At 35.8% G+C, this 16,103-nt stretch carries 13 protein-coding genes and 1 other annotated feature; of the genes, 9 read left to right on the top strand and 4 right to left on the bottom strand.

The window, feature by feature from the left end:
• Window positions 1–73: 73 nt before the first annotated feature.
• Together trpS and BV906_RS09615 are read right to left on the bottom strand one after the other, a co-directional pair.
• Window positions 74–1,063, bottom strand: a complete 990-nt coding sequence (trpS, locus tag BV906_RS09620) for a tryptophan--tRNA ligase (protein ID WP_087973308.1) — start codon at window positions 1,061–1,063, stop codon at window positions 74–76.
• 123 nt (window positions 1,064–1,186) lie between these two features.
• Window positions 1,187–1,366: a binding site (T-box leader), on the bottom strand.
• A gap of 135 nt (window positions 1,367–1,501) precedes the next feature.
• On the bottom strand, window positions 1,502–2,386 hold the full coding sequence (locus BV906_RS09615) for a DMT family transporter (RefSeq protein WP_087973307.1): 885 nt from the start codon (window positions 2,384–2,386) through the stop codon (window positions 1,502–1,504).
• Window positions 2,387–2,750: 364 nt separating this feature from the next.
• On the opposite strand from BV906_RS09615, the gene BV906_RS09610 reads away from it, so the two are divergent.
• The 3 genes from BV906_RS09610 (at window position 2,751) to BV906_RS09600 (ending at window position 6,550) form a co-directional block, all read left to right on the top strand.
• On the top strand, window positions 2,751–4,136 hold the full coding sequence (locus BV906_RS09610) for an MFS transporter (protein WP_087973306.1): 1,386 nt from the start codon (window positions 2,751–2,753) through the stop codon (window positions 4,134–4,136).
• Between the two features lie 69 nt (window positions 4,137–4,205).
• Window positions 4,206–5,393 carry an amidohydrolase gene (locus BV906_RS09605; RefSeq protein WP_087973305.1) on the top strand — a complete coding sequence of 396 codons (1,188 nt, stop codon included), beginning with the start codon at window positions 4,206–4,208 and terminating at the stop codon, window positions 5,391–5,393.
• A 209-nt stretch (window positions 5,394–5,602) separates the two neighbouring features.
• On the top strand, window positions 5,603–6,550 hold the full coding sequence (locus tag BV906_RS09600; protein WP_176330302.1) for a ketopantoate reductase family protein: 948 nt from the start codon (window positions 5,603–5,605) through the stop codon (window positions 6,548–6,550).
• 66 nt (window positions 6,551–6,616) lie between these two features.
• On the opposite strand, the gene panB is transcribed toward BV906_RS09600, so the two are convergent.
• Window positions 6,617–7,447, bottom strand: a complete 831-nt coding sequence (gene panB, locus BV906_RS09595; protein WP_087973303.1) for a 3-methyl-2-oxobutanoate hydroxymethyltransferase — start codon at window positions 7,445–7,447, stop codon at window positions 6,617–6,619.
• 227 nt (window positions 7,448–7,674) lie between these two features.
• Entirely contained in the window at window positions 7,675–8,775 is a 1,101-nt protein-coding gene (locus tag BV906_RS09590) for a YkvI family membrane protein (protein WP_087973302.1), read from the bottom strand.
• 200 nt (window positions 8,776–8,975) lie between these two features.
• On the opposite strand from BV906_RS09590, the gene BV906_RS09585 reads away from it, so the two are divergent.
• The 6 genes from BV906_RS09585 (at window position 8,976) to mecA (ending at window position 16,009) form a co-directional block, all read left to right on the top strand.
• Window positions 8,976–10,223 (top strand): PucR family transcriptional regulator, encoded by a 1,248-nt coding sequence (locus BV906_RS09585; protein ID WP_087973556.1) that lies wholly within the window; start codon window positions 8,976–8,978, stop codon window positions 10,221–10,223.
• 119 nt (window positions 10,224–10,342) lie between these two features.
• Complete coding sequence (ald, locus tag BV906_RS09580; protein ID WP_087973301.1) at window positions 10,343–11,458, top strand: alanine dehydrogenase; 1,116 nt, start codon at window positions 10,343–10,345, stop codon at window positions 11,456–11,458.
• 738 nt (window positions 11,459–12,196) lie between these two features.
• Window positions 12,197–13,402 (top strand): putative glycoside hydrolase, encoded by a 1,206-nt coding sequence (locus BV906_RS09575; RefSeq protein ID WP_087973300.1) that lies wholly within the window; start codon window positions 12,197–12,199, stop codon window positions 13,400–13,402.
• Window positions 13,403–13,505: 103 nt separating this feature from the next.
• Window positions 13,506–14,105, top strand: coding sequence for a GNAT family N-acetyltransferase (locus BV906_RS09570; RefSeq protein ID WP_087973299.1), 600 nt, complete (start codon window positions 13,506–13,508; stop codon window positions 14,103–14,105).
• Between the two features lie 343 nt (window positions 14,106–14,448).
• Window positions 14,449–14,844, top strand: coding sequence for a transcriptional regulator SpxA (gene spxA / locus BV906_RS09565; protein ID WP_087973298.1), 396 nt, complete (start codon window positions 14,449–14,451; stop codon window positions 14,842–14,844).
• A gap of 463 nt (window positions 14,845–15,307) precedes the next feature.
• A complete protein-coding gene (gene mecA, locus BV906_RS09560; protein ID WP_087973297.1) occupies window positions 15,308–16,009 on the top strand; it encodes an adaptor protein MecA in 702 nt (233 codons plus the stop codon).
• Window positions 16,010–16,103 lie beyond the last annotated feature (94 nt).

Below are 16,103 nucleotides of genomic sequence, written 5' to 3'. Positions count from 1 at the left end.
TTGCTGAAGTTTACATTTACAATCAGAAGCTAATAAAAAAGGTGCTCAGATTCTAAACCTGAGCACCTTTTTATTATTTCCTTACTCTACCAAGTCCCATTGCTTTCTTTGCTTTAGCAATCGTTTTATTCGCAGTAAATGAAGCCTTTTCTGCGCCTTGATCTAAAATATCATCTAATTTTTCGGAGTTAATCAACTCATCATATCTTTCCTGAATTGGTCGCAGCGTATCAATGACAGCATTTGCTACACCCTGCTTAAACTCACCATAGCCTTTTCCCTCATATTTAGCCTCAAGTGATTTTATTGACTCTCCAGTACAGCTTGAATGAATGATGAGCAGGTTGGAAACACCTGGCTTATTCTCTTTATCATATTTAACAATACCTTCTGAATCTGTCACTGCACTTTTAATTTTTTTCTCGATTTTCTTCGGCTCATCAAGCATAGAAATGAAGCCTTTTACATTTTCATCAGATTTACTCATCTTCTTTGTTGGATCTTGTAAAGACATAATCCTTGCACCGACTTTTGGAATACGAATTTCAGGAATAGTAAAAATATCGTTAAAGCGGTTATTGAAACGCCCGGCCAAATCTCTGGTTAGCTCCAGATGCTGTTTCTGATCATCACCAACAGGTACGACATTTGTATTATAAAGTAAAATATCTGCAGCCATTAGTGATGGGTAGGTAAGTAGTGCAGACGATACAGCATCTTTTCCTTCTGATTTATCCTTAAACTGTGTCATTCGCTCCAATTCCCCTACATAGCTGATTGATTGGAGCATCCAGCCTAACTGAGTATGTGCAGGTATTTCAGATTGTATAAACAATGTAGAGGTTTCAGGATTGATACCAGAAGCAAGATATAGTGCGGCCAATGAACGAATATTATTTCGTAATTTTAAACGTTCTTGTGGTACGGTGATCGCATGTTCATCTACAATACAGAAATAACAATCATAATCATTTTGCAATTCCACAAACTGTTGGATTGCGCCGAGATAGTTTCCAAGTGTTAGTGTTCCGCTCGGTTGAATTCCTGAGAAAATTGTTTCCATTTTTATCACTCCATTTTAATTTTGCCTGTTTTCGTAAAAAAGTATAACGAACTATCCTGTTCACTAATTTTACTTAAAGAGTTTAATTTTAACATCAAAAAGAGCCCATTCTACTCCTCAAAAATAAGGGACGAATGAACCGCGGTGCCACCCTAATTACCTTACAACTAGTCGTAAGATCACTTTAAATTTTAATCAGCTCCAAAGCCCAATTCCACCTTACCTTGGTACTTGTTTTCACCACCACAAGTTCTCTAAAAATCCAGAGGGTAAATTGTACTATATCTTTTTCATCACTGTTGAATATTAATTTAAATTTATTATATACAAATTTCAAATCATAAAGCAAGGATTATCAGTTGAAGATTGGGTCAGATGACTTTATTGTTTCTAAAGGATGATTTGTAAATAGAATCTATGGTCACACATTTCTTCTGACTAGACTTTCTTCAATTCAAAGTCCTTTTGTTGATAGGTAGAAAGTATAACGCCTCCTACTATAAATAAGGAACCTGCTATCTCTACACCTGTAATCGGTTTGTACAATAGAACTAAACCCATAATCATGGCTACAAAAGGTTCTAAGTTAGATAAAATAGATGCTTTTGATGCATTTACATACCGGATATTAATATTCCAAATCAAGGCAGCTACACCGTGTACAATAATGGCCGTTCCAATTAAAAAAGCCCAATCAGAAATAGCTACACTTGCCCGTAAAGGATTGTCTAATAAAAAAACAAAAGGGACCGATACAATAAAGCCCACAATATTCGAATATAAGGTAATTGTAAGTGGATCCACTCTTTGGGAAAGCATCCTTGTCATAATAATCATAATGGCGAATGTAATCATTGTTACAACAATCCATAAAAGACCTTTATCAATGTTTACAGAGGATAAACTGCCTTTAGCTACAACAAAATAAATACCTATTATCGCAACAATAGACCCAAACAACATGCGAATCGTCAATCTTTCTTTTAAGAAAATGGCCGCCAAGAAGCCAGTTAAAATAGGAGTTGTTGCTAGAATTAATGCAGATGTTGTTGGATCAGCTGTTTGCAGCCCTACAAAAAAAGACCATTGATTTATAAATACACCAATAATCCCCAGAAAGGATATAGCAAGTAAATCCGTTTTATTTAAACGTTTAAAATGTTTTTTATAACATGATAATCCAACTAAAAATAACACAATAAAGAATAGCCTCAGTGATGTTAATAGACTTGGGGAGAAATCTTGAACTAAAATCTTTCCAAAGACGAAATTACTACCCCATGCTATTACACAAAAAGTTAACCATGAATAAGCTTTTAACATATTTTTTTATTCTCTCCTATAAAATGTCTCGATTTTATCATTATAACGCTTATGGTAAGTTCCGTATACTGCTTTAATTTGTTAGCTTTAGGCACTTTTTATAATAATTTTATAATACTAGCGCATTTTAGTAATATGTGCTTAAAGTTTTTTGCGTTATATATTATTGCATGATGATTTAGGAACTTTAAATATAGCGGCGGCTTAAATTTTCTAATTTTCGGGTACACTATTGTAGTTCCTAAGGGGGTGGAATTATAAAATAGGTGCATGTTCTTAGAAAGGGCTTTTAGCATTAATTACACAACAAGCTTGGGGTTTATATTCAATAACTAAACCCGAATTAAGAATTAGGAGGATTGGAATGGAAGCAGTAAACTACAAAGGTACAAATAAAATGATTTTTGGGATTGTATTTGGTGTTCTAACATTTTGGTTATTTGCTCAAGCAATGGTAAACATTGTTCCAGCAGTTCAAGCTGATTTGGGTGTTGAATTAGGAACATTAAATATAGCTATTAGCTTAACTTCTCTGTTTTCGGGTATGTTTATTGTAGTTGCAGGTGGAATGGCAGACAGATTAGGAAGGAAGAAAATCACCTATGTTGGATTAGTGTTAAGTGTGATTGGTTCCTTATTACTTGTGCTGGCACAGGGATCTGTATTATTAATAATCGGGCGGGTATTGCAGGGTCTGTCTGCTGCATGTATTATGCCTGCTACGATTGCGCTAATGAAAGCTTATTTTGAAGGTGCAGAAAGACAGCGAGCACTTAGTTATTGGTCCATCGGTTCATGGGGTGGTTCAGGGATTACCTCGTTTGCCGGCGGTGCCATTGCTACGTATATGGGCTGGAAATGGATATTTATTTTCTCCATCATTTTTGCATTGCTTGCTATGTGGCTTATCAAGGATGTTCCCGAAAGTAAAGCTAAAACAACTGGGAAATTTCGATTTGATTATGGTGGATTGGGAATCTTTATCGTTACGATGCTTGCGATTAATATCTTCATTACCCAAGGCGCAGAACTGGGATGGACGAGTTTAACAACATTAATATTGGCTGCTGTATCCATCGTTGGTGTCATTGTATTTATTTACTATGAGGGTAAAAGAAAGAATGCATTAATTGATTTCAAGTTATTTAAAAATAAAGCCTATACAGGTGCAACGGTATCGAATTTCTTATTAAATGCTGTTGCAGGTACATTAATCGTTGCGAATACGTATGTACAGGTAGGTCGTGGCTTTACTGCATTTCAATCTGGTTTACTTTCACTTGGTTATTTAGCTGCTGTTCTTTCGATGATTCGTGTTGGAGAAAAACTCATGCAACGAACCGGCGCAAAGAAACCAATGGTCTGGGGTTCATTGATAACTCTAATCGGGGTTTCCGTGATGGCGTTAACTTTCTTACCTGATCTTCTATATACGATTATTGTATTTGTCGGATTTATTCTTTTTGGTTTAGGTCTTGGAATGTACGCTACGCCATCGACCGATACAGCCGTCTCTACAACTCCTGACGATAAAGTCGGAGAAGCTTCAGGGATATATAAAATGGCGAGTTCTTTAGGGAATGCATTTGGTATTGCCATTTCAGCAACCGTATATAGTACTGTTAATACAGTAAGTTCTGTTCATGTTTCTGGGACAGTTGGAATTATCACAAATGTAATATTTGCTGCTCTTTCCCTTATTTCTATTCTTATATTAGTTCCAAATGCAGTAGAAAAAAATAAAAAATAAAAAGTGACTCAGTGGGAAGACGGACTCCCCACTGAGTGAAGTTTCACTTTATGAAAGGAGATTTTATTAATGAAAGACAAATTAATGAAAATGCTAGAAGAACGGGAAGATGAAATGATTGAAATACGCCGTCACTTACATGAGAATCCGGAGCTTTCTTTTAAAGAGGAAAAAACGGCAACGTATATCGCTGATTTCTATAAAGATAAAGATGTCGAAATTGTTACGAACGCAGGAAATGGTTATGGCGTTATTGTAACTATAAAAGGAGGGAAACCGGGTAAAACAGTTGCTCTTCGGGCCGATTTTGATGCACTTCCTATTAAGGAAGAAGCAGATGTACCGTATAAGTCAAAAAATGAGGGTGTGATGCATGCTTGTGGTCATGATGCACATACAGCATATCTTTTAGTGTTAGCTGATTGCCTAATCGAATTAAAAGATAATATTAATGGCACGATTAAAATGATTCACCAACATGCAGAAGAAGAGCCACCCGGTGGAGCAAAAAGCATCGTAGAAGCAGGTTTTCTTGATGATGTTAATGCTATTTTTGGTATTCATGTTTTACCAATGGCTCCTGCAGGAACAGTTGGATATCATAGTGGATATTCCTTTAATGGACGAGCCTATTTTAAATTAAAGCTACAGGCAAGCGGAGGGCATGGCTCATCTCCACATAAAGCAAATGATGCTATTGTAGCAGGTGCTTATTTTGTAACAGCTGTCCAGACGATTGTCAGTCGCAGAGTTAATCCAAATAATGCTGGTGTGGTAACAATTGGTTCATTTGATGGTAAAGGAACTTTTAATGTTATTAAAGATAGCATTGAGCTTGAAGGGGACATTCGTTATTCAAATGAAGATACCAAGAATGTTATAGATGAAGAAGTTCAGCGGATTGTTAAGGGAATAGAAGCATTATTTGGTGTAACTTGTGAACTTACGTATGAACCTGATTATCCACCATTATATAATGATCCCGAACTTACTGCGTTTGTAGCCAATACTTTGAAAGTGATTGAGGATAAAGACATTAAGGAAGTAAAGGAATTCCCTAAAATGGCACCATCTGATGACTTTGCTTACTATTTGGAGAAGGTTCCTGGTTCTTATTTCTATATTGGCTGTACTCCAAAGGGTGTTGAAGAGCCTTACTTTAATCACCATCCAAAGTTTGATATTGACGAGGATGCGATACTTGTTGCAGCCAAATCAGTGGGCCATGTAGTTTGCGGTTATTTAGACAAAAATTAAATACCAGAGTGATTTAAAATTGTCGGGATTCAATTGAAAAAGAAGCGGGATAACAACTTTCCGCTTCTTTTTCAATTGAATTTATTTATATGTTATAATTTTGGTTAAAGTTGAATTTTCCAAAATATAAAGTCATATATTAGGATTTAATCAAAATATCCTTATCGGTTCAGAAAGTTATAGATAAAACTTAAAGGAGTATGTTCTTGATGAAACTATTAATCCTTGGTTCAGGTGCAATGGGAAGTTTATTTGCAGGTAAACTAAAGCAAAACGGTTTGGATGTCACTATATTCAATCGTGAAAATGACCATGTAAGAGCGATACAGAAAAGCGGAATAAGGCTGATTGATAAAGAAGGAAATAGTTCTACCATTTCTATTCCAGTTATAACAAATCCGAATGAATTAAGTAGTGATTACGATCTAGTAATCCTGTTAATTAAAGCTTTTGCAACAGAAACTGTGTTAAAAAATGTATTACCATCTTTACATAGAAATATACCAATTCTAACGTTGCAAAATGGGATAGGCAACATGGAAAAGATTAAAAGTCTTGCACCAACAAGCGAAGTATTTGTTGGTGGAACATGGGCTGGAGCAGGTGTGGTGGAACCGGGAGTTATTTACCATCGTGCATGGGGAAGTACTGTAATTGGTTCTGCTCAGACCGAGACAGACAGTGAACTATTAACTAAGATTGCATCTGCTTTTTCTGCAAGTGGTTTGAAGACAGAAGTATCGGAACATGTTCAATCCATTATGTGGAGCAAATTACTCGTAAATTTGGCATATAACGGATTAACAGCAGTGACGAGACTTACGAATGGAGATGCCATACGGACTCAAGAAGGAAAATATGTTATCAAGAAACTGGTTCAAGAAGCAGTACAAATTGCAGAGGTGAAAGAAATTGCACTGTTGTATGATAATCCAGTAGATGAATGCATACGTTTGGGGGAAGAGGAGATAGGCATGAACACATCTTCTATGCTTACGGATGTTCTGCATAAGCGGGAAACAGAAATAGATGCCATCAATGGGGCGATTGTGGAAGAAGGAAAACGCTATGCTATTCCGACACCATACAATGACATGATATTGAATTTAGTGAAAGTTATTGAAAATAGCTATTCGAAAATCGTTGACCAAGTTTAATTGCAATAAAACGGAGGATATAAAAAGAAAACAATCTGATTCATTCATTGAATCAGATTGTTTTCTTTATTTATCTATAGGAAGCATGTCCATATTCTTAATGAAAAAAGAATGGTTATCAGTTGGAAAGCTTCCCTGTTTCACATCGGAGACATAAGCTTTTATCGCTTCAATTCCAACTGAATTAAAATCAGAATAAGTCTTAACAAATTTTGGAAGGCGGTCAACACCATATTTCATAATATCGTGGTAGACAAGTACTTGGCCATCACATTCTAAACCTGCGCCAATTCCAATTGTTGGAATATCAATTGATTCTGTTATTAATTGTGCCAACTCTTTAGGGACACATTCTAATACGACTGCAACAGCACCTTGTTCAGTCACCTTTTTGGCATCATCCAATAGCTTTTTTGCAGCAGCTTTATCCTGACCTTGAACTTTGTAGCCGCCGAGAACATTAAAAGTTTGAGGTGTTAGACCTAAATGGGCAATTACAGGTATTCCGGCCTCTGTTAAACGCTTTATGAAATGAAGTATTTCCTCGGATGCTCCCTCAACTTTTAAACTTTGCGCCTTTGTTTCCTGAAAAATCCTTGCTGCATTACGTAAAGATTCTTCCATGGAAACGTGATAGGACATAAAGGGCATGTCAACGACAATAAATGAATCCGGAGCACCACGTTTAACTGCACGCCCATGATGAATCATGTCATCGACTTTTACCTCAACGGTTGAATCATATCCCAGTACAACCATTCCTAACGAATCACCGACAAGAATGGTGTCGATTCCAGCCTGCTCCGCATGTTTCGCGGAAGGGTAATCATACGCAGTGACCATCGTAATCTTTTCCTTATTTTCTTTCATCTTTTTTAAATCTAAAATACTTAACATGATGAATCATCTCCCTGTATTTAGTTTATATGTATACTATCTGAAAATCGCGATATAATGTATGAGATCATTAAAATATCATAATAGTGTTAATTATACATTATTTAAATAAAAAATTCATTATGATTCAAATATAAATAAATGAAATATAAAAAAACTAGGAACGCCTAATGGACGAACCTAGAATTGAATGGATATTTTTTCTTTGAGCAACGCTGAATCTATCTTTATCTATTTTCCCCGTTATCTATATCACGATTTTTCTGAAGTGATTTTTCTTTTTCAATCTTCCTTATTCGAAACGGTGTAATGATTAATACTGCGATGATAACAAGTCCAAGATACCCAATTATTGGGTAAAGCTCAGCAACTAAATTAGTAAACCCAACAAAACTTGCACCATATGCAATAATTATCGTACCAATGAAAAATAGTTTGAATTTAGTTGTTCCGACTTCTGTGAAACGGGCTACAAAAGAATAGAACATACTTATTGCTGTATTAAAGATCATTCCAAAGATAACAAGGGACATAATGATACCGAGTATTGGAGAAATATTATTGACAATCCCAAGCATTGGCATATCCAAACTACCGACATTTTCAATTTGAGAGAAAATGGCAAGGTTGCTTAGTATAATAAGTAAACCTATACCAAGGCCGCCAAATAACCCTCCTAATGCGGCTGTTTTTCTATTCGTCTCAGCGCCACCCATTAACAGCGCCATGGAAGCACCAACTGCTGTATTAAAAGAAACATAGTTCAAGGCAGAAATAAGCCAGTTCGGTAATGAAGTTGGTTGATCCCTAGCCAAAGAATCCAAGGCAATAATGGATACATCCGCATTTAGAAAACTATAAATAGAAATAAGAATTACAAAAATAATTAAAAAAGGTGTAACACCTGCAATTATTGAAACAATACGATTAACATTCAACATACCAGCTAATAAAATCAGAATGAACATAATAGTTGTACCAACAATGTATGGTACGTCAAACTGTTGATTCAGGTTTGAACCTGACCCGGCAATCATGACGACGCCAACACCGAATAAGGTAAAGATTAGAATATAATCAATCACGATTCCGAGATAACGTCCACTTATATTGTAAATAACTTCTTTATGTGATGTTGTTTGTGTGCGGCTGCCCAACCACACCAGTAACATTCCGACATAGGCAAATAAGGCGGTTGCCAGAATAGCGCCAATAATGCCCATAAGACCAAAACTTGTAAAATATTGTAAGACTTCTTGTCCGGATGCAAAACCTGCACCTACAATAATACCGATAAAAGCGTTTCCAATTGTAAATGCCTTTCTCATACAAAAATTCCTCCTGCTGTTTATTTAACTATTATAACATTTAAAAGATGAAATCTATTTGTGTATATACTAAAATATAAAGTATGGAATTTGTATATTTCTACAAATGTTGTCGATTATTGTCTTAAAAACTATAATTTAAGGTTTAATTTGATGGAAATGGGCTCGTTTGGAAAGGAAGGAACTGCTTCATGAGCGATTTGCCAAAACAACTAGAGTTTTTAAGAAGCAAATTAAATAAAGTATTCGTTGAATCACCAGATCAATTGGTAGATTGGCTAAGTGAAATTTTTGAGAGTCCAATTATAATAGAGGATTTGAATCATCATCTTGTATCCTATAGTAAACATATGGGAAATATTGATGAAGCAAGAATAGCTACGATTATGAATCGTAAAGTACCGGATAAAGTGATTAATGGTCTTTGGAAAAATGGTGTGATGTCGAAACTTATTGATAATGATGAACCAGTGATTGTTTCCCAAATTGAAGAAATTGGGCTTGGTCACCGGGTTGCCATATCGATTTGGGATAGGAATGAAATATTGGGGTTTATATGGGTACACACCGGAGATAAGAATCTAAGTGATGAAGAATTACTGCTATTAAAAGAAGTGGCTAAACAAGTGAAAAGGAATCTCCTGAAGCATTCCAAACGTAATATAAAATCCCGGAAACATTATAATGACTTTTTCTGGCAATTACTAACGGGTGACATAGGCGATCCGAATGAAATAGTTCGCCAGGCCAAACAATATAATATTCAGTTAGATGGTATGCTCGCCATTGTAGTCATAAGATTTTCAGATGATATTACAGAGCAAATAGAGAAACACGCCTACTATTTAGCAGAAACCCAATTACAAGTCCGGGTTATTTCCCATCTGTTTGATGGAAATGAATTTATCATGCTTGTCCGTCATTATAAAAAAGAAGATTCGGCAGGTCTGTTAAATGATTTTATCAGCCAATTTATAAGAAAAATAAGTAAACAGCTACAACTAAATAGTGTTAATGGTGCCTCGGGTTTAATCTATAAAACGACGAGGAATATAAAAGACAGCTATAAACAGGCATTAAAGGTATTGGATTCTAAAGAAAAATTTGCAGCAGAGCTAAAGGATACCTTTCTATATGAAGAGCTAGGTGTTTATCAGTTTATCGATGAGCTGTATGAATTATGGAAATGGAAACAGCCTAATAAGTATGTTGAAAAACTAAGAATTTACGATGAAAAGAATCAAACATACCTTCTTTACACATTAAATATGTATTTACAATGTGATTGCAATGTTTATCAGACTGCATTGGAACTTACCGTCCATCCTAATACGATGAATTATCGTCTAAAACGAATTAGAGAAGTTTCAGGTTTAGATTTAAAAAATCCTAACCAAAAGGTAACCATCTACCTGGTTTTTAAAATGGAAAAGATGCTAGAAGGCTGATTTGTGTAATTGCCCAAAAATTTCTTATTGTTTTTATTTCTAAAAACAAAGATAAAACATGTAAAAAGAGATATGATTGTTAATATGGGTCACTTGAATAAAAGGAGAGGGGAAAAAATATGATTATTGGAGTACCGAAGGAAATTAAAAATAATGAAAACCGTGTTGCCATGACACCTGCAGGGGTTGTGAATTTAAAAAATGCAGGCCAAAAGGTCATCGTTGAAAAAGGCGCAGGACTAGGAAGTAACTTTACGGATGAAGAATACAAACAGGCTGGTGCAGAAATTCTTGAAAAAGCTTCAGACATCTGGGAAAGGTCTCAGATGATTATGAAGGTAAAAGAACCGCTTGAATCTGAATATAAATATCTTAGAGAAGGATTAATCTTATTCGCATATCTTCATTTAGCTGCAGAACCAGAACTTGCAAAAATATTAGTAGATAGTAAAGTAACAGCGGTTGCTTATGAAACTGTTACAGTTAATCATACATTGCCATTACTTACTCCAATGAGTGAAGTTGCTGGTCGCATGGCAACGCAACTTGGTGCACAATACCTTGAAAAATCAAAAGGTGGAAAAGGTATTCTTCTTAGTGGAATTCCTGGTGTCAAACGAGGAAAAGTTACGGTTATCGGCGGTGGAGTTGTGGGTACAAATGCCGCACGAACGGCACTTGGCCTAGGTGCAGAGGTAACAATTATCGATTTAAATCCGACACGTCTACGCGAATTGGAAGATATCTTTGGTTCAAGCACCCAAACACTTATGTCCAACCCATACAATATAGCAGATGCTGTCAAAGATTCTGACATTGTTATTGGATCCGTTTTAATCCCAGGTAGAAAAGCTCCAAAACTTGTTTCAGAAGAAATGGTTAAGTCCATGCAGCCAGGATCCGTTATTGTAGATGTTGCGATTGATCAGGGGGGTAACTTTGAAACAGTTAATCACCCAACAACACATGATGATCCGATCTATGTAAAACATGATGTCCTACATTACGCAGTTGCAAATATTCCTGGTGCAGTACCACGCACAGCAACAGTTGGGCTAACAAATGTTACCGTACCATATGCTGCACAAATTGGTGCAAAAGGAGTTGCAAAAGCAATCATAGATAATCATGCAATCCATTCCGGCGTGAATGTTCATGACGGAAAAGTAACCTCTGAAGCTGTCGCATCGGACTTGGGATACGATTATGTTCCGTTGGAAGATATAATCAAGTAACTATCCCCTGTAATAACTCCCGAAAACACCCTTCACACAGCATTAGAAGGGTATTTTTAACGAAGACTGCTTTCTAAAGGTTTTATCACAATATTTATAAACTACGAAGTAACTGCTTGTTTTTATAACAGTATGCAGAAACTTCGGCGACCGCTCTGGAAAATATACTTCGCGCACCTTAGGGCGGCTAGTGAGACAACTTGCGCTAAAGCGCTACGTTGTCTCACCTATGCCTTTCCTCCCGCTGGAGTCTACGTATATTTCCCAGAGCTGGTTAGAAGGTTGCTGGCGATTACTATACTTTCAATAGCTAATATAGAATCATACAGCATCATCATTCCGGCATCGCTGTGGGCGGTGACTCCTGCGGTAACAGCACGTGTCCGAGGACCCCGCAGAGTGGTTTTCTCTTCGGAGGCTAAGACCGTTCCCTAAGATGCGCATCCGCCAGGAGCAATCCCGGACGGCGATAAAAGCACTCATCTTCAAAAAGATGGGAGAAAAGTGCCGCTAAAGTTACTTCGTTGTTATCTCAACTGTGAATTATAAATCTACCTTAGCAGTGTTTCGTTTTTAATGGATGAGGGTAATTGAATAAGTAGAAAATTATTTCATGTAAATGAAGGGATATTTATCTGAAGGATCTATTAGAATCTTATTTCTGATTACTTTTTACTATTTTAATAACAATGCTTTTCCGATATACTAATAATATAATAGAAACAGGAGATTGATTATATGCAGAAATGGCAACAAAAACTAATCGTACTCATTGGAATTCTCCTTTTCAGTACAGTACCGGTATACGCAAGTGGGGAAGAAACGAAAGAAGCCGGTTTACATAAAGAAAGACAAACAAATATTGAACTGATTGATACTTCACAAAATATAAAACGATTTACATATGATTCAGGATATAACTTTGAATATCCAGATGCTGTAAGAGGAATCTATGTAACTGGTAATTCTGCTGGATCAAGTCGATTTGAAACACTGCTTGACCTTGTGGAAACAACTGAATTAAATGCAATGGTTATAGATGTTAAAGAAGATAATGGTAATTTAACTTTTAAACCTGAAGAGGGTTCACCATACGAAGAGATTGCTACTAATTTTATTGCAGATCCAAAAGGAATGATGGATACGCTTGAGGAAAAACAGATTTATCCAATTGCCAGAGTAGTAGTGTTTAAAGATTCGGTACTTGCTAAGAATCGTCCTGACTTATCTTTTACGCAAAATGGAGAAGTGTGGGTTAATAATAAGGGGGAGGCTTTTGTCAATCCTTTTGAAAAGGAAGTATGGGAGTACAATGTTGATATAGCTAAGATGGCAGCTGAGATGGGCTTCCAGGAGATTCAGTTTGATTATGTACGTTTCCCTGAAGGATTCGAAAGCAAGGATGAACAACTTGAATACACTGAAGGTGACTACGCCGATATGGATTTAAATAATGTTAAAAAGCGTGTCGAAGCGGTAACGGACTTTGTTGCATATGCTAGGGAAGAATTGTCGAACTATGATGTTGATGTTTCGGTAGATATCTTTGGATATGCAGCTACAATCGAGGAAACACCTGGCATCGGTCAAAACTTCTCCAGAATATCTGAGAATGTTGATGTTATTTCTTCCATGATCTATCCAAGTCACTGGACATCCTATTTCGGTATTGAAAAGCCGGATACAGAGCCATACAAACTTGTGACAGAATATGCAAAGGTAGAAAATGAGGTATTAGGAGCACTTGATGATTCACCTGTTTCCAGACCTTGGCTCCAGGACTTCGAGGCTCCATGGCTTTATAGTGGACCAACGAAGCAATACGGAAAGGCAGAAGTGGAAGCACAAATAAAAGCTCTTTATGAAAATGGTATCGATGAATTTTTACTTTGGAATGCAGGTAATACCTATACGGAAAATGTAGATTATATGATTGGAAAGTAATGAAACAGGTCTAAACAGGCCTGTTTTTTATTTATTTAGCTTAATTTAACAAATGGACCTTTTTTCGTTATACTTAGTAAAAATAGTTAAAAGGAGTAGATCCATGAATTGGTATGAAAAGTTAAGTGAGTACTTCCCAATTGAAGAAATGAAATCAAAAAAGCATATGGAGATGTTATTGGACGAAAAAGGGGATGTATACTATAAAGACGAAAGTTCGAAGCATGTCTTAATGTACGCCGAGTTTGATACATTCCTATTTATTGATTATCTATGGGTATCGTCTACAACAAGAGGGCAAGGGATTGGACACAAACTAATTGAGAAGTTAAAGGCGAAAAATAAACCGATTATTTTAGAAGTAGAGCCTGTAGACTATGAGGATACCGACACAGAAAAAAGACTTCATTTCTATCACCGGGAAGGATTTACCCACGCACAATCCATTGGATATAATCGCCGCTCTTTGGCTACAGATGAAGATACTCCTATGGAAATTTTATATTGGTCACCAGATGATGATTCTGAAGAAGCCATATTTGCACAAATGAAGCAAATGTATGTAGATATCCATACATACAAGGATGAAGAAATATATGGAAGACCCTATCAGTCAGCTGAAGAAGTATTAAGTTATGATGAGAATCGGGAGTCTGCAGATATTCTTCAGAGTTTAAATAAACAAAGTCCAAAAAAGTCATAAACTAAATCCCCGCCATGAGAAAATTGGTGGGGATTCTTAATCTATATTGGTTAGGTAACATGGTGAAATCAACATTATGGCAAATGAAAATAAGTATAATCCAATTTTTTTCAATTAGAAGGTTTAATTGAAATTGATGTGGGGTATCTTACATAGTGAATGGTGATATGGAATAAAAATATTATTAAATTACCTTTTAATTCTAGAATATCCTCTACCTTTTGGTTGACTAATGTAGTATAATTATACATATGGGTAATTTAAACTTATTTTAATTTAATAAGTTGTTAATAATATACTCTATATCAACATACACACTTTAAAAATTGAGGAGTGAAGTTTTATGGTAACACTTTATACCTCACCAAGTTGTACTTCTTGCAGGAAAGCAAAAGCTTGGCTGGAAGAGCACGACATACCGTTTACAGAACGTAATATTTTTTCGGAACCGCTGACACTTGACGAGATTAAGGAAATATTACGTATGACTGAAGATGGAACGGATGAGATCATTTCCACACGTTCAAAGGTTTTCCAAAAACTGGATGTCAATATTGAACAATTGCCAATGAAAGATCTGTTCAGTCTGATTCAAAAGAATCCAGGATTACTTAGACGACCAATTATTTTGGATGAGAAACGTCTGCAAGTTGGTTATAACGAGGATGAGATTCGCAGATTTCTACCAAGAACTGTACGTACATTTCAATTACGCGAAGCTCAAAGAATGGTTAACTAATCAATCTCTGAAAACGTAATCTAAAATAAACATAACAAAGACGCAGAGCCCATTTTGGAACTGCGTCTTTTGCTTTGAATATATTTACCAGACATTAACAATGGCTATTTGTCATAATTCGTTTTTTTAGATGACAAATCTGTTAGAATGGTTTAAAATGTTTTATTAACTCTACTTAATGTATCCTTGGAAAAACGGTTCATTATTTAATTTTTATTTTATAGGCATATTAATTTCCAAGATGCAGTACACTATCATACAATAGTGGTAAGAAGATAAGTAGAGATGGTTAGAGTTATATAATTACGGGTAATAAACATACAGGGAGACTGTCTTAATATATACAATAATGATAAAGTTGTCTCTTCCATCTAAACTGTTTTTCCTTAGAAGAAATTATGTCGAGAATAGCTCTGGAAGGACGAAACAGCTGCTTTTTAATTTGAAGGGAGAGAATTAAAAAATGGAGATAGAGAGAATTAATGAGAACACGATAAAGTTTTATATTTCTTATATGGATATTGAAGATCTTGGATTCGAACGTGAAGAGATCTGGTATAACCGTGAACGCAGTGAACAACTTTTCTGGCAAATGATGGACGAAGTTAATTATAAAGAAGATTTCAACCCAGATGGTCCTTTATGGATTCAGGTCCAAGCAATGGAAAAGGGACTTGAAATAGTAGTTACTAAAGCTAAAGTATCGAAAAACGGTGAGAATCTCGAAATGGATACGGAGGACGGTGACAGCCTTGAACTTCCAGTTGATGAGAAAATTGAAAATATGCTTGAAGACAAATTCGGAAAAAATGTGACTTCTGAGAATGATACCGATGATATGTTGGATGATGATGATGATGATAATCTGTGGATTATTGTAGATTTCAAAGACTTTGAAGATGTGATTCAACTTAGTCATTATTTCCATGAACTATCTGATTTTGGTGAAGAGACACTGTACCATTATAATGATACGTATTATTTGTATATGGAATTCTCTCACGATGTACTTGATGACAATAAGCAAGAAGATGTGATCAGTCAAGTGCTGGAATTTGCCAATGATTCGGATATATCTGTTCATATGTTGGAGGAATATGGTAAGAAAATCCTCGAAATAGATACATTTTCACAAGTTAGGACATATTTTCCTGTTGAAGTGTAGGCATTCTAAAAAAGGATGCCTACTTTTTTTGCGGATAAGAAAGTTTTAAACAGCGTTATCTGTATATTTTAGGCCATTGATTCATGTTTTCTTA

The organism is Oceanobacillus rekensis (assembly GCF_002153375.1).
Classification (GTDB): domain Bacteria; phylum Bacillota; class Bacilli; order Bacillales; family Amphibacillaceae; genus Oceanobacillus; species Oceanobacillus rekensis.
Note: the sequence above shows the minus strand (reverse complement) of the source record. Positions and strands in the feature narration are given on the sequence as shown.